Source organism: Lysobacter sp. Root916 (genome assembly GCF_001429785.1).
Classification (GTDB): domain Bacteria; phylum Pseudomonadota; class Gammaproteobacteria; order Xanthomonadales; family Xanthomonadaceae; genus Lysobacter.
The window spans coordinates 520,789-535,889 of the sequence record NZ_LMJF01000001.1; the positions used below are offsets into that span (position 1 = coordinate 520,789).

General features: G+C 71.2%; 9 protein-coding genes and 1 tRNA gene. 5 read left to right on the forward strand and 5 right to left on the reverse strand.

From position 1 onward, the window contains the following. Nucleotides 1-43: 43 nt before the first annotated feature. A tRNA-Arg gene (locus ASE35_RS02500) sits at nt 44-120 on the reverse strand. Between the two features lie 290 nt (nt 121-410). Here ASE35_RS02500 and ASE35_RS02505 point away from each other — a divergent pair. Continuing rightward, nucleotides 411-884 (forward strand): hypothetical protein, encoded by a 474-nt coding sequence (locus tag ASE35_RS02505; protein WP_235569981.1) that lies wholly within the window; start codon nt 411-413, stop codon nt 882-884. Nucleotides 885-1,556: 672 nt separating this feature from the next. Continuing rightward, nucleotides 1,557-5,690, forward strand: a complete 4,134-nt coding sequence (locus ASE35_RS02510) for an autotransporter domain-containing protein (RefSeq protein ID WP_157489228.1) — start codon at nt 1,557-1,559, stop codon at nt 5,688-5,690. A gap of 114 nt (nt 5,691-5,804) precedes the next feature. Here ASE35_RS02510 and ASE35_RS02515 read toward each other — a convergent pair whose 3' ends face one another. The 4 genes from ASE35_RS02515 to ASE35_RS02530 form a co-directional block, all read right to left on the reverse strand. Beyond that, on the reverse strand, nt 5,805-7,643 hold the full coding sequence (locus ASE35_RS02515; protein ID WP_056173590.1) for an ABC transporter ATP-binding protein/permease: 1,839 nt from the start codon (nt 7,641-7,643) through the stop codon (nt 5,805-5,807). Nucleotides 7,644-7,726: 83 nt separating this feature from the next. Continuing rightward, on the reverse strand, nt 7,727-9,256 hold the full coding sequence (locus ASE35_RS02520; protein ID WP_057162870.1) for a S8 family serine peptidase: 1,530 nt from the start codon (nt 9,254-9,256) through the stop codon (nt 7,727-7,729). A 114-nt stretch (nt 9,257-9,370) separates the two neighbouring features. After that, nucleotides 9,371-9,793 (reverse strand): winged helix-turn-helix domain-containing protein, encoded by a 423-nt coding sequence (locus tag ASE35_RS02525; RefSeq protein WP_157489229.1) that lies wholly within the window; start codon nt 9,791-9,793, stop codon nt 9,371-9,373. Continuing rightward, nucleotides 9,790-11,088 (reverse strand): FAD-dependent monooxygenase, encoded by a 1,299-nt coding sequence (locus tag ASE35_RS02530; protein ID WP_157489230.1) that lies wholly within the window; start codon nt 11,086-11,088, stop codon nt 9,790-9,792. The genes ASE35_RS02525 and ASE35_RS02530 overlap by 4 nt, the downstream gene beginning before the upstream one ends. Before the next feature lie 140 nt (nt 11,089-11,228). Here ASE35_RS02530 and ASE35_RS02535 point away from each other — a divergent pair, with 140 nt between their 5' ends. The 3 genes from ASE35_RS02535 (at nt 11,229) to ASE35_RS02545 (ending at nt 15,069) form a co-directional block, all read left to right on the forward strand. Continuing rightward, nucleotides 11,229-11,978, forward strand: coding sequence for a response regulator (locus ASE35_RS02535; protein WP_056173603.1), 750 nt, complete (start codon nt 11,229-11,231; stop codon nt 11,976-11,978). A 10-nt stretch (nt 11,979-11,988) separates the two neighbouring features. Continuing rightward, nucleotides 11,989-13,767, forward strand: a complete 1,779-nt coding sequence (locus tag ASE35_RS02540) for an ATP-binding protein (protein ID WP_057162873.1) — start codon at nt 11,989-11,991, stop codon at nt 13,765-13,767. A gap of 354 nt (nt 13,768-14,121) precedes the next feature. Continuing rightward, complete coding sequence (locus ASE35_RS02545) at nt 14,122-15,069, forward strand: AraC family transcriptional regulator (protein WP_056173611.1); 948 nt, start codon at nt 14,122-14,124, stop codon at nt 15,067-15,069. Nucleotides 15,070-15,101 lie beyond the last annotated feature (32 nt).

Consider the following 15,101-nt stretch of genomic DNA (forward strand, 5'->3'; position numbering starts at 1 on the left):
CACATGGATGTGCGGGATTGCGTACATGGATGTGCGATCCATTTGGCGACCCCGACACGATTCGAACGTGTGACCTTCCCCTTAGGAGGGGGATGCTCTATCCAGCTGAGCTACGGGGCCGTGCAATGAAATCAATCGCTTGCGTGGCTTGGCGCCCCGTGTGGCAGACCGGGTGAGGCGACTAAAGCCGGCGTATCAATCCGCCAATTGTACTCGGCCCAGCGCGAGCGCCGCCATGTTCGCCGCGCCGCATTGGCGGGGCGGCGCCTCACCGAACGCTCACATTCGCCTCGAACCGCACGATTACTCTGGCCATGACCGTTGCGCCGTACGCGGCGTCGAACGAGGTTCCGCCTGCGCTACGGTCGCGTCATCGCGGTGTTTCCGACATGGATAAAGGAGTTTCACGCATGCGTATCGATCCCAGCTGCAATCGATGGATGTTCCAGGGCGGCGTCGCGGCCGCTCTGGCCCTGGCCGCCACGGGCGTTTGCGCCCAGTCCGACGCCCAGGTCTACGAATCGGCGATCGCCGAAGCCGCGCGGCTGTGCCCGGGGCACTCCAAGGAACGCACCACGCCCGGCGTGCGCGCGGTTCCGGTGGGCGCGTTGCGGGTGCTGGCCCAGCGCAGCTACATCCTGTGCCCGGATCGCCGCCTGGACGCCGCCACTCCCGCGGTCTGGTACGGCGCGGCCGGCGTGTTCGCCTGGAACCCCGACGCCAAGGGCGCGGCCAAGCTGATCGCGGCCAAGGTCGATGCGATGACGCGCAAGGAGGAGTTCCCAGCGCAAACCCTGGTCTGGAAGGCCGACGGCAGCCCGGTCACCGGCGCGACCGTGCCCATGTTCGAGCGCCGTCCGCTGCCGGCGGGCGCGTCCTACTGATGCCGACCGGGGCCGCCGCTGCGGCCCGACAGGCGTCGATCGGCCCCCGGCCGATCCGATGACGCCGCGGCGCGCGCGCCTGCGCGCGCCGCCCTGGGGCCCGTCCGGCCCCGATCCTGCCCGCTGAGCGCCTCGTCGTCGGCTCCGTCCCTGGGGGGGCGTGGCCGCTGATCCCTGTGACTACCGTTGATGACCTTAATTGTGCCGTTAAGCGGGAGTCAGGACACACGGGCGATCGAGGTCGTCCGGGGGGAATCAGGGAGATGTAGCACCGACGCCGCGCCCACGGCAGCGCAGCGTGGCTAGCGTGGACGCGCTGAATTCCAGGGGTTTGGCGTGTTCGCGTCGGTTGGGGAGCGGGCGTTGCGACGCCCGGCGTCGCCGCGGCGACGCCCCCGCGCCGAGGGGCGGCCCTGCCGCCCGACCGGCCCGGTCCAGCCAGCTACCCGATCCCGGGGATTGCCCCCTAAGCGACGACATGCAATCTTTGCGCGGGGAAATTGTGCGCACTGTCACACACTAAAGTGTGCCGTGAGTACACACATTTTGCGGACGCGTCGATGCGATCCGTACTAGGGGGCGGTAATGAATCGTTGTGCAGGCAAGGCGTTAAACGCCGGTGTGCCGGTGTCCGCTTGCGCTGATCCGCTGACGCGGATGGCGCGCAAATCCATGGCGTTCTTGGGGGCGGTGCTGCTGACGGGCCTGGCCCTGATCGGCCCGGCGCGGGCGCAAAGCTGTGCGGTCGGGGAGACCCCGGCGGCGTTCGGCTTCACCGGCGGCGAGCAAACCCTCGCGGTGCCGGCCGGCGTGCATTCGCTGACCGTCTACCTCAGTGGCGCCCAGGGCGGCGCCGGTCGCAGCGGCGCCGGCAGCATCGGCGGCAGCCCGAATTCTCCGGGCGGCACCGGCGGTCTGGGCGGACGCGTGCGCGGCACCCTGGCGGTCACGCCGGGCGCGATCTTGTCAATCTGGGTCGGCGGGCAGGCCTCGCAGGCGGTCAATCCCGGCGGCCTCGGCCAGGGCGTGGACGGCATCGGCGGCGGCGCCACCGATCTGCGCGTGGGCGGCAACGGCGTCGGCAACCGCGTCGGCATCGCCGGCGGCGGTGGTGGTGGCGGCAATGCGGGCTGGAGCACGTCCAACGTGATCGCCGGCGGCGCCGGCGGCGTGGGCGGCGGCGGTGTCGGCGGCGCGGGCGCGGACGTGCCCGGCGGTCCCGGCCCCTACGGCGGCGGCGGCGGTTCGGTCGGCACCGGCGGTGCGGCCGGCGGCGGTTGCGGCGGCTTCCCGGCGACCGCGGGCGACGCGGCCAACGGCAACGGCGGCGATTCCTTCAATTTCTCCGGTTCCTTCACCGGCGCCGGCTACGGCGGCGGCGGTGGCGGCGGCGCCACGATCGGTGCGGGCGGCGGCGGTGCCGGCGTCGGCACCACCGGCTGCCAGCAGAACTGGAACGGCGGCGGCGGCGGCGGCGCGGGCGGCAGCTCGGGCGCGACCGGCCTGACCGCGGTCACCATCAACAACGGCGTGCAGGCCGGCAACGGCGCGGCGCTGATCTGTTTCGCGCCGACCCAGTTCGCGGTCGGCGGCCCGGCCAGCGGCCAGACCGGCGCGGTCACCCTGCAGCTCAGCGCGACCAATCCGGTCAGCACGCAGCAGGTCGTGGTGGCGCAGGCCGCCAACAGCTATGTCTTCCCGACCCGTTTGCCGGTCGGCGCGAACTGGACCATCAGCGTGCTTTCGCCACCGGCCGGGCAGTTGTGCAGCGTTACCCCGAGCAGCGGCAACGCGATCGCCGCCGACGTGACCAGCGCAGCGTTGGTCTGCACCACGGTGACCACGACGGTCGCGCCGGCGACCTTGCCCAATCCGGTCTACAACGTCGCGTACTCGCAAACCATCACCGCCAGCAGCGCCAACGGCGGCACCGCGCCGTATACGTTCTCGTTGAGCGCCGGGGCCTTGCCCACGGGGCTGAGCCTGAGCGCGGCGGGCGCGTTGTCCGGTACGCCCACCGCTACCGGCACCTACAACTTCACGGTCCAGGCCACGTCCAGCAACGGTTTCAGCGGCACCCGCGCGTACAGCCTGACGGTGGCCACGGTCGCGCAGGCGATCACCGCGTTCGTCGCCAACCCCGCCGCGCCGACGTATACGCCGGGCGGCACCTTCACGGTTTCGGCCAGCGGCGGCGCGTCCGGCAATCCGGTCGTATTCGCCAGCACCACGCCGGCGGTGTGCACCTTGGCCGGCAGCACGGTGACGATGCAGAGCGCGGGCAGCTGCGCGCTGACCGCCAACCAGGCCGGCAACGCCAACTACAGCGCGGCGCCGCAGGCTACTTTGAACGTCAACATCGCGGCCGCGACGCAGACGATCACCGGCTTCGCCGCCAACCCGGCATCGCCGGTGTACGCCTCCGGCGGTACCTTCACGCTCTCGGCCAGCGGCGGCGCGTCCGGCAATCCGGTCGTGTTCGCCAGCACCACGCCGGCGGTGTGCACTGTCGCGGGCAGCACGGTGACGATGCAGAGCGCGGGCAACTGCGCGCTGACCGCCGACCAGGCCGGCAACGTCAACTACAGCGCCGCGCCGCAAGTGGCTTTGAACGTGAACATCTCGGCTGCGACGCAGACGATCACCGGCTTCGCCGCCAACCCGGCCGCGCCGACGTATGCGCCGGGCGGCACGTTCACGGTCTCCGCCAGCGGCGGCGCCTCGACCAGCCCGGTGGTGTTCGCCAGCACCACGCCGGCGGTGTGCACGGTCAGCGGCAGCACGGTCAGCATGCTCGGCGGCGGTACCTGCTCGCTCACCGCCAATCAGGCCGGCGACGCCAACTACAGCGCCGCGCCGCAGGTCGGTTTGAACGTGACGATCGCCGCGGCGACCCAGGCCATCACCGGTTTCGCCGCCAATCCGGCCGCGCCGGTGTACGCGCCCAACGGCACGTTCGCGCTCTCCGCCAACGGCGGCGGCTCGGGCAACCCGGTGGTATTCGCCAGCACCACGCCGGCGGTCTGCACCGTCGCCGGCGGCACCGCGACCATGGTATCCGCGGGCACCTGTTCGCTCACCGCCGACCAGGCCGGCAACGCCAGCTATAGCGCGGCGCCGCAGGTCAGCTTGAACGTGACGATCGCGGCGGCCCCGCAGACGATCAGCAACTTCAACGCCAACCCGGCCGCGCCGACCTACGCGCCCAACGGCACTTTCTCGGTCTCCGCCAGTGGCGGCGCCTCGGGCAATCCGGTGGTGTTCGCCAGCACCACGCCGGCGGTGTGCAGCGTCGCCGGCAGCGTGGTGACCATGTTGGCCGCGGGCAACTGCGTGCTGACCGCCAATCAGGCCGGCAATACGAGCTACACCGCCGCCGCGCAGGTCACGCGCACCGTCACCATCGGCGCCGCGACGCCGGTGCTGAGCTGGATCGGCAACGTGGTCAAGACCGTGGGCGAGCCCGCGTTCGATCTGCCCAATCCGACCAGCAGCAACCCCAGCGGCGCCTTCACCTTCACCAGCAGCAACACCGCGGTGGCGACGGTGAGCGGACGCCGGGTCACCATCGTCGGTCCCGGCACGGCCACTCTGGTCGCGACCCAGGCGGCGACGGCGAACTACCTGCAGGCCTCGGTCAGCACCGGTCTGTCGGTCACCGCGCGTCCCGACCCGACCCGCGATCCGGGCGTGGTCGGTCTGCTGCAGGCCCAGGTCGATACCAGCGTGCGCTTCGCGATGGCGCAGCAGTCCAACATCCGCGATCGCCTGCGTCAGCTGCGCCACGGCAGCGGCAACCGTTCCAGCAACGGCTTGAGCTTGAACGTGGCCAGCGGCCGCAATAACAGCCTGACCTTGCCGGCCGCGCAGCTGGTGTCCGACGATGCGCTGCGCCTGCCGCCGGGTTGGGGCGTGTGGACCGCGGGTACCGTGACCGCCGGCGATCGCGAAGGCCGCAGCGGCAGCGAGGGCTACAACTTCCGCAGCGACGGCATCACGGTCGGCGCCGACTGGCGCATCAACGAGCAGTTCCTGTTCGGCGTGGCTGGCGGTTTTGCCTGGAACGACACCGACCTGACCCGTTCGAGCTCACGCCTGGATGCCGATCAGCGCTCGCTGTCGGTGTACGGCCTGTGGCGCCACGGCGAGCACCTGTTCGTCGACGGCACCCTGGGCTGGGGCCGCCTGGGCTTCGACATCAAGCGCTGGAGCGATCCGGCCGCCGCGATGGGCACCGCCGAACGCGACGGCAGCCAGTCCTTCGGCGCCTTGACCGTGGGCTACGAGCGCACCGGCGATCGCATGACCCTGACCAGCTACGGCCGCTTCGACGCCAGCCGCACGCGTCTGGATGCGTACCGCGAGTTCGGCCTGGGCATCTACGACCTGGCCTACAGCTCGCAGACCGTGAAGAACAACGGTCTGGCCGTGGGCCTGGAAGGCAGCTACCTGGTGCAGGGCGCGAAGGGCCTGTTCCGGCCCTACTGGATGCTCGAGTACCGCGACGCGATCAGCAACAACAGCAACGTCGATCTGAACTACGTGGTGATGCCGGTCGCGAACGACTACACGCTCGGCCTGCGCAGCTACGGCAACAACGCGCTGATGTACGGCGGCGGCGTGGACCTGGATATCGCCAGCGGCTGGAAGCTGTCGGTGCTGCTGCGTCGCGAGCACGCCTCGGGCCAGGACCCCAGCACCAGCTTCGGCCTGCTGCTGTCGTTCAACCCGCGCGCGCAGCCGATGTCAGCGATGGCGCCGGATCTGAGCGACGAAGCCCCGGCCACCGCCAAGACCGGCGAATGAGGCCGGCCACGGCCGGCGCCGCAGGGCGCCGGTCGCGGGCGGATCGCCAACGCTGCATGCAACGGGCCCGCTGGCGGATGCGCCATGCGGGCCCGTCGTTTTATCGGCTCTCGATCACACGACCGCGGCCGGCTCGCCGGCTTCCGGCCCGGCTTCCGCCTCGCGCTGCTGCAGCATCCACATCTGCGCGTACACGCCGCCGCGGCGCAGCAGTTCGCCGTGTTCGCCGCGCTCGACGATGCGGCCGGCGTCCATGACCAGGATCTGGTCGGCGTCCATCACCGTCGACAACCGGTGCGCGATCACCAGGGTGGTGCGGCCCACGCTGATCCGGTCCAGCTCGGCCTGGATCGCGCGCTCGGACTTGGAGTCCAGCGCCGAGGTGGCTTCGTCGAAGATCAGGATCGAGGGGTTCTTGAGCAGGGCGCGCGCGATCGCTACGCGCTGCTTCTCGCCGCCGGACAGCTTCAGGCCGCGTTCGCCGACCGGGGTGTCGTAGCCGTCGGGCAAGGCGGCGATGAAGTCGTGGATGTGCGCCGCGCGCGCGGCCGCCTCGACTTCCGCGCGCTCGGCTTCGGGGCGGCCGTAGCGGATGTTGTAGTAGATGCTGTCGTTGAACAGCACCGTGTCCTGCGGCACGATCGCGATCGCGCCGCGCAGCGAGGACTGGGTCAGTTCGCGCAGGTCGTGGCCGTCGATGCTGATGCGGCCGCTGTCGACGTCGTAGAAGCGGTACAGCAGGCGCGCCAGGGTCGACTTGCCCGAGCCCGAGTGCCCGACCACCGCCACCGTGCCGCCGGAGGCGATCTCGAAATCGATGCCGCGCAGGATCTCGCGGCGCGGATCGTAGCCGAAATGCACCTGCTCGAAGCGCACGCGCGGCCGGCTCGGCGCCAGCGCCACCGCGCCGGGCGCATCGCGCACGTCGTGGCGCTCGTCCAGCAAGCCGAACAATCGCTCCATGTTGGTCAGCGACTGCTTCACCTCGCGGTACATCATGCCCAGCATGTTCAGCGGCGCCGACAGCTGCAGCAGGTAGGCGTTGACCAGCACCAGGTCGCCCACCGTGAGTTCGCCCGCGACCACGCCGCTCGCGGCCAGCCACATCATCGCGGTCACGCCGATGGCGACGATCGCGCTCTGGCCCAGGTTGAGGATCGCCAGGGTCTTGGTCGACTTGACCCGCGCGTTCTCCAGCGAGCGCAGGTTGTCGTCGTAGCGCGCGGCTTCGTGGGCCTCGTTGTTGAAGTACTTGACGGTCTCGTAGTTGAGCAGCGAATCCACCGCGCGTTCGTTGGCGCGGGTGTCGGCCTCGACCGCGGCGCGGTAGTAGCGCGTGCGCCACTCGGTGACCGCGAAGGTCCAGGCGCCGTAGGCGACCAAAGTGACCAGGGTCACGCAGGCGAAGCGCCAGTCGTAGGTCCAGACCAGCACCGCGGTGACCAGGCTGACTTCCAGGATCACCGGCACGATCGAGTACAGGGTCCAGTCGAGCAGGTCGGTGATCGCGGTGCCGCCGCGTTCGACGTCGCGGGCGACGCCGCCGGTGCGGCGGCCGAGGTGGAACTTCAGGCTTAGCCCATGCAGGTGGCGGAACACACGCAGGGTCACTTCGCGCGAGGTCCGCGCCATCACCCGCGCGAACACGATCTGGCGCAGCTCGCCGAACAGGGTGGTGCCGACGCGCGCCGCGCCGTAGGCGACCAGCAGGCCGACCGGCAGCACCAGCAGGCTGGGGGCGACGTTCAAACCATCGACGATGCGCTTGAGCACCATCGGTACGGCCAGGTTCAACAGCTTGGCGGCCAGCACCATGCCCAGCGCGATCAGAATGCGGCCCAGATACGGGCGCAGGTAGGGCAGCAGTTCGGCGACGACCGAGTAGTCGCCGCGCGAGCCGGCGGCGCGTGCGACCGGCACGACCTCCGTGTCGACGGGGGCAGGGGTGTTCATGCAGAAACCGGTGGGGGAATGGCGTGGAGGATAGGACCTCAAGGCCGCTTGAGGTCAAGTCGCGACAGGTGCCGACGCGGCGTTCAGCGCAGGCGCAGGGCCCCGCGTACCCGCGATTCGCGCGCCTCGCGCACGGGGGCGACGCGCGGCGCGGGCGGCAGTGGCGCCGATGTCGGCGTGGGCTTGGGCGCGCCGCTCAGGCCGGCAGGCGGATCGGCCGGCGGGATCAGCGGCTGCGAGCCGTTCATCGGCAGCGGGCCGAACACCTCGGGATTGAGCAGGCCGAAGGCGTCGCGGCAATCCAGCAAGGGATAACTGCGCCCGCTGGCCGGGTCTTGGATGCGCGTGCGCGACAGGCTCATCGCGTCCATGCGCTGGGCCACCGTGCTGGCCGGCGCCGCCTGTTTCAGCGCGATCGCGCAGGCGCAGGCCTGCGGCGCCGCCTGCGAGGTGCCGCCGAAGGTGGAGCTGCCGCCGTTGATGCCGGCCGCGGTCACGAACGCGCTGGCGCCGAACAGATCGGTGCTGGCGCTGCGGTTGGCGAAGCAGGTCGGCTGCAAGGGCGCGGTCGAGGTTTCGCTGCAGCCCAGATAAGTGATCGCGCCGCCGTGGAAGTCCCAGGTCGCACCGGTGGACACCGCGTTGCGCACGCAAGCCGGCGCAGCCATGGCATTGAGACTGCCCTGGTTGCCGCTGGACACCGTGACCACCGCGCCCTGGGCGTTGAGGTTGCCGATCGCCACCGCCATCGCCTGGGTCCAGGCGGTGGCGCTGTCGCAGTCGCCGGCGAACTGCGCATCGGTGCCCAGGCTGAGGTTCACCGCATCGACATCGGGATGATTGGCCGCGACCCAGTCCAGCGCAGCGACGATGTCGGCGCTGCAGCAGAAGCGGTTGTTGCGATCCAGCACCTTGACCGCGACCAAGCTCACCTGCGGCAAGGCGCCGCGCGGCGCGACCGTACCATTGCCGCCGATGATGCCGGCGACGTTGGTGCCGTGGCCGTGATCGTCCTCGGCCGCACCGGCACCGCTCTGGCTGGCGCCGCCGTTCGGGCAGCAACCGCCGCCGACACCGCAGAAGCAGGCCTGGCCGACGATGCGGCCGGCGAAATCGGGGTGGTCGCTGTCGATGCCGGTGTCGATCACCGCGACCTTCATGCCGGCGCCGGAATACCCGGCGCCCGCGACTTCGTGCAGGTTGTTGAGGACCAGCGCGTTGTCCGGGGCGAGCGCGCCGCCGGAGCCGCCGACGTCCAGATCCACCCGCGCCACGCGCGGGTCGCGCGCCAGCGCGGCCAGGGTCGCGGTGTCGGCGCGCAGGGCGAAACCGGGCACGCGCTGGTAGCGGCGCAGCACGCCGCTCTGCGCGTGCCGCGGCAGCGCCGCCAGCACTGCGTCCACATCCGGGCGTACCTGCGGATGCAACCGCGCCGCCGAGGCGCCGCGTGCGGCGGGCGCGGCGCCGGAGGTTTTCAGCAGCACGAACACCGGCGCCTCGCCCTGGGCCTGTGCACGCGCCAGCGCGGCCGCGGCCACCTTGGGCGTCTGCGCCAGCGCCGGCCAGGCGATCAGGCACCACAACACGAGGACGCAACGCAGAGAGAAGGGCATGGCGGCTGTCCGATACCGGGCACGGCAGCGGTCAGCGTACTGCGTTCTCCGCGCAAGGCATGCGGCGGCGCAGCGCGCGTGCCCGGCCGGGCGCGCGGCCGTCGTTGCGGACGGCTAGCGCTCGCCCACCGCCCGCAGCGGCGCCATCGGCCCGAGTTCGTCGGCCATCGCGCGCAGGGTTTCGATCGCCAGGCGCCGGCTCTCGTCGGCCACGCGCACGCGCCGACGGCGACCGTCGCTGATCACCGCCAGCCACCCCTGATGTTCCAGCTGCGCCACGTACTGCGAGGCCAGCGACACGCTGCAGCCGAGCAGGCTGGACAGGTCGCCGATGCTGAGCCCCGGCGCGCTGGCGGCGTAGAACAGGATCTGGCCGCGCTTGGGATTGCCGAAGGCGTCGGTCAGGGCCGAGGCCAGGGCCGCGGTGCGTTCGGTCGCGGCGGCGGCGTGGGCGGTGATGCCGCGGCCGCGCCCGCCGCTCGACGCCGAGGCGTTATCGGGCAGGGCCTGCAGGGGCCAGGTGCCGGTCAGATTCATCGCGGCAGCCAGCGGCCGGCGAGGCTGCCCAGGCTGCGCGCCATCGACCGCCACGAGCGTGTCGGCCCGATCACGCTGGGCTGCGGCAGCAGCGCGGCGAGCACGCGCTGGGCGGCGCGGCCTTCGTCGACCGCGCGCGTAAGCAGGCCGCGTTCGTAGTCGGCCAGCGCAGCCGCGATCGAGTCGCGATGACGCGGCGAGGTCAGCGCCTGCGCGAGTTCCCGTGCGTCCTGCAGCTCGCCGTTCTTGCGATCGTTCAGCAGCATCGGCGCCATGCGCGCGGACGCGCCCAACAGGGTCATCGCGCCGCGTTCGGCCCAGGCGCGGTCGGGCGCGCTGGTCAGCAGCGCGCGGGCGGCGAAGCGCGGTTCGGCGGCGTCGATCAGGCGCAGGAACTTGGGATCCCAATGCGCGAGTTGTTGCCGCAGCAGCCCGCGCGCCTGCGCCGAATCGTTCCAGTCCACGCCGCGCAGCGACCAGTCGCGCGGCACCCGCAGGGCGATGCGCAGGTCCATGCCGCGCTGGCTGTTGCGCTGCGCGATCAGGGCCGCGTCGGCGTCGCGCACCGCCAGCCGGTCCTGGTCCAGCCACAGGGCGATGCGCGGCACCCGCAATTCCGGCAGCGGCACCTGGGCCTCGACCAGGGTCACGCCGGAATAGCGCAGGCCGCTGGGCGTCGCATACGGACGCAGCAGCGAGCAGGCGCCGTCGGCGCCGATCACCAGGTCGGCGCTGCCGCGCGCGCCGTTGGCGAAGTTCAGACGCTGGCTGCCGTCGGGCGCGCTGGTCAGGGAGGTGAAGCGCCGACCCCAGATCACGCTGCCGGGTTCCAGGCTGTTCAACAGCAGGTCGCGCAGCAGGCCGTACTCGATCCGCCATTGCGACAAGGCGCGCACCGGCAGGGCGCGGTCGCGCTGGCGCCGGCCCTGGGCGTCGACCAGGCGCGTGTAGGCGCGCTCGCGCTCGCAGCAGCGCTCGAACAAGGGGCCCAGTTCGGCCGCGTGCAGGGCCTTGAGCGCCGGTTCTCGGTCGATCGCCAGGGTGCGTCGGTACCAGGCCGGGTCGCTGGCGCTGCGCGCCTCGTGGACCTCGACCTCGACGCCCTGGCGCTGCAGCAACCGGGCCAGGCACAGGCCGCCCAAGCTAGCCCCGACCACCGCCACCTTGCGCCCGCGCAGCGGGTGGCGGGCCTGGGCGGCGGCGCGCGGCGCCGCATGGGAGTGGCTAAGGGGCGCGGCATCGGCCGGGATGGCGCGGCGCGGAGCGGGGGAGAGCTGCAACGTCGAAGAAGACATGCGCGGCATTCGGACCGTGGGGGCGGCGACCCTTGAATCCTAGGCAGCGCGCGCCCCCGGGCGATTTCGGCTATCCATCGTTTTGTTTCACTGTGTTACAGAGCATGGGCCGCCCCCGGCCTTCGTTTAACCTGCGCCCCATGGGATCCGCCTACGCCAGCGCCGCACCTACCGTATTGGTCGTCGACGACGACGACACCATCCGTTCCATGCTCGCGCGCTTCCTCGGCGACCACGGCATGCGCGTGCTCGAGGCCGGCGACGGCGTCGGCATGGCCGAGCGCATGGCCGCCGAACCGGTCAGCGTGGTGCTGCTGGACGTGATGATGCCCGGCGACGACGGCTTCACCCTGTGCCGCAAGCTGCGCAGCAGCAGCCAGGTGCCGGTGATCCTGCTGACCGCGATGAACGGCGACACCGACCGCGTGGTCGGGCTGGAGCTGGGTGCGGACGACTACATCGCCAAGCCCTTCAATCCGCGCGAGCTGCTGGCGCGCATCCGCGCCCTGCTGCGCCGCGCCGATGCCGACTGGCGCGGCGCCGCGCGCGGCGGCTCCGAGTACGCCTTCATGGGCTGGAAGCTCAACGCCCGCCATCGCAGCCTGGTTTCGCCGCAGGGCGCGCTCACCGATCTGACCAGCGGCGAGTTCGACCTGCTGCTGGCGTTCCTGGAACACCCGCAACGCGTGCTCTCGCGCGATCAACTGATCGACCTGGTCAAGGGCCGCGTGCTCACGCCCTACGACCGCAGCATCGACGTCCAGATCAGTCGCCTGCGGCGCAAGATCGAGGACAGTCCGCAGCGCCCGAACCTGATCAAGACCGTGCGCAACGAAGGCTATATCTTCGCCGCCGACGTCAGCGTCGCCGGCGAGGCGCGCGCGCGGTGAGGCTGGACCGATGAAGGCGCGCCTGTCCTTGTCGCGGATGCGGCTGGCGCCGCGGATCGCGATCGTGGTGCTGTCGACCATGGCCATGACCTTGCTGATCGATATCGCGATCGGCATGGCCCTGCGTTCTGCCGGCCCGACCCTGGTCGACGAGCAATCGCTGGTGGAGCAGGCGCTGGACGTGCGGGCGATGATCGCCGCGCTGCCGAAGGATCAGCGCGCGGCCGCGGCCGAGGAGGCCACGCACCGGCGCAAGCTCGAATTCGCCTTGCTGCCGCCCAGCGACGACCGCCACGGTCCGCCGCTGTCGGGCCTGATCGAGGGCATGCGCCGGCGCCTGGTCGAAAACCCCGACACCAGCGGCGGCGCCTACGCGGTGTCGATGAACGTGCTGCCCGACGAACACGGCGGCGGCGTGCGCCAGGTGACCGTGGTGGTGCCGCGTCAGGGCGCCGAGCGCGGCGAGATTCTGTCGGTGGCCGCGCGCCCGGCGGCCGGCCTGGTCACCATCGCCGCGCTGCCCAGCACTGGCGTGGTCGCGCCGGTGCCGACCTTGCCGGCCGGCAGCGAGGATGCGCCCGCATTCGCGCCGGCGCCGCTGGAGCGGCAGGGCGTGGTCGCGCTGCGGCCGCGCATGCCCGACGATACCGAGCCGGCCTGGGCGCCGCCGTTGCCGCAGACCCAGCCTCGCGTGACCGCCTTGCGCGACCCCGCCGGCGTGGCCTTGCCTCCGAACATCGCACTGCGCCGCGTCGACGCGGCGCCCGCGACCACGCCGATGGGACGGCTCGGCATGGTCCTGGGTGCGGTCGTGGGGCCGCCGTTCCTGGACGGCCTGCGCGCGGAGGAGGCGCTGCCGCGCATGTCGGTGGCGATCGAGTTGCCCGACGGCGGTTGGTTGCTGGCCAGTCCCGGCCGGCCGAGTCCGCGCTGGCTGCATCATCTGTTCAAGCTCAGCGGCATGGCCCTGCTGATCGTCGCGGTCGCGGGGCTGTCGGTATGGACCGCGCGCAGTTTCCTGCAGCCGCTGACCAAGCTGTCGCAGGCCGCCGAGCGCCTGGGGCGCGAGCGCGAGCCGACCCCGATCGAGGGCATGACCATCCCCGAGTACGCCGCGATCGCGCACAAGTTCAACGAAATGCAGGTGCGGCTGAAGCGTTTCGTCGACGACCGCACCCAGCAACTGGCCGCGATCTCGCACGATCTGCGCACGCCGCTCACGCGCATGCGCCTGTACGCCGAATACGTCGACGACGGCCACCGCGAGCGCCTGCTGGCCGAGATCGCGCAGATGGAGACCATGATCTCCGGCTGCCTGGCCTTCGCCGGCGAGGACGCCAGCCTGGAGCCGCATCAGACCGTCGATCTGGCCTCGCTGCTGATCAGTCTGTGCGACGACGTCGCCGACGCCGGCGGCGACGCGCTCTACGACGGTCCCGATCATGCCTATCTGCCCTGCCAGCCGATCGCGATGCGGCGCGCCTTCGCCAATCTGATCGACAACGGCTGCCGCTACGGCGACCGCGTGCGGGTCTCGCTGCAGGAAACCGAGCAGGCCCTGCGCGTAACCGTGGTCGACGCCGGGCCCGGCATTCCGCCCGAACAGTACGAACATGCGTTCGCGCCGTTCCGGCGCTTGGACGACGCGCGCGCGCGCCACGCCGGCGGCTCCGGCCTGGGCCTGTCGATCGCGCGCAGCGTGATCCGCGGCCACGGCGGCGACATCGCGCTCGCGCCGGGCGTGCAGGGCGGCCTGCAGGTGCGCGTGGAACTGCCCAGGCCAGGCTGAGCGGCGCATCGCGATGTCGGCCGCGATACGCGATGTTGCGGATCGTGTCTTCAGCGCGTTCGCAATCGCGCATAAACCTGTGCGCAATCCATACGCGACATGAACGCGATCGCGATCGTTCGAATCAATTCGAACCGTGCGCCAGCGCGCATCGCAACACTCGACGGCGTCGCGACACCACAGCGCGACGGTACGCGCCACGCAGCCGATCGCGCTACGCACGCGTAAACGAACCACGGGCCGGATCGCCCTTCCACCTCATCGCAGGCGCAGCTCGCCCGCGCCGTCGGCGCGCGCGCCGGCGTCCTGCGCCCGATGCCGCGCGATGCGGCCAGGCCGACAGGGGCAGCGACGATGCAAAGCGAATACCACCACTACGGCAGCCAGGAAGGCTGGGAAAGCGTCGAATCCGGGCAGCTGATCGACAGCGACCGGGCGCCATCCAACGACGGCTTCCAACTCTATCTGGTGCGCGATTTCGGCAGCGTGCGCGTGTCCGGCACCTCGCCTTCGTACTGGTTGCAGCTGCGCGGGCGCTCGCAGATCGAGAGCCGCGAGGGGCGTTTCGCCCTGAGTCGCAATCAATGGATCGCGTTCGATCGCGACAGCGCGCCGCGCATCGACACAGAGCGTCGCGGCCTGGTCATCGGCTTCAGCTGCAAGCCCGCGCTGATGCGCGAGATCGAACGCCACACGCGCATCGACCTGATTCCCGGCGAGGGCCGCGTCGACGCCGCCCAGCGACGCGCGCTGGTCCGCCTGTGGCGACGCAGCGCGACCGCCGCCTCCGGCCAGGGGCTGACCAACGAGCGCCTGGCCGCGTTCCGCATGCTGCTGGCCTATGTGCACGAAACCCAGCACGAGCTCGACGAATTGCTGGAGCGCTGCCCGGGCCGCCGTCGCGCGCGTCAACGCCAGGTGCTGGGACGTCTGCAGCGCGCGCGTTTGTACCTGCGCGGAAACGCGCATCGGGTGGTGCTGATGGACGAGCTCGCGCAGCTCACCAGCTTTTCGACCTGGTGGATCTCCAAGACCTTCCACGCCGTGTACGGCGTCACCGTGCAGTCCGCCTGCGTGAACCAGCGCGTGCAACAGGCCTGCGAATTGCTGCGCGAAAGCCGTTTGTCGATAGGCGAGGTCAGCCACGCCTGCGGCTTCGATTCGCCGTGCAGCTTCGCGCGTACGTTCCGGGCGCGTATGGGCTGCACCGCCAGCGAATATCGCAGCCTGCAAGCCAGCGGCCAGAAATCCGCAAGCCCCGCGCCCGTATTGCGCACCCAGCTAAGACTCGCCGCGCCGTAGTTTGGCCTGCGTTTAACGCGCCTGTAACAAGA

Coding starts and splice junctions, on each gene's coding strand:
- ASE35_RS02525 (WP_157489229.1), bottom strand. CDS start 9,793: ATGAATCTGACCGGCACCTGGCCCCTGCAGGCCCTGCCCGATAACGCC.
- ASE35_RS02545 (WP_056173611.1), top strand. CDS start 14,122: ATGCAAAGCGAATACCACCACTACGGCAGCCAGGAAGGCTGGGAAAGC.
- ASE35_RS02505 (WP_235569981.1), top strand. CDS start 411: ATGCGTATCGATCCCAGCTGCAATCGATGGATGTTCCAGGGCGGCGTC.
- ASE35_RS02515 (WP_056173590.1), bottom strand. CDS start 7,643: ATGAACACCCCTGCCCCCGTCGACACGGAGGTCGTGCCGGTCGCACGC.
- ASE35_RS02510 (WP_157489228.1), top strand. CDS start 1,557: ATGGCGTTCTTGGGGGCGGTGCTGCTGACGGGCCTGGCCCTGATCGGC.
- ASE35_RS02530 (WP_157489230.1), bottom strand. CDS start 11,088: ATGTCTTCTTCGACGTTGCAGCTCTCCCCCGCTCCGCGCCGCGCCATC.
- ASE35_RS02520 (WP_057162870.1), bottom strand. CDS start 9,256: ATGCCCTTCTCTCTGCGTTGCGTCCTCGTGTTGTGGTGCCTGATCGCC.
- ASE35_RS02540 (WP_057162873.1), top strand. CDS start 11,989: ATGAAGGCGCGCCTGTCCTTGTCGCGGATGCGGCTGGCGCCGCGGATC.
- ASE35_RS02535 (WP_056173603.1), top strand. CDS start 11,229: ATGGGATCCGCCTACGCCAGCGCCGCACCTACCGTATTGGTCGTCGAC.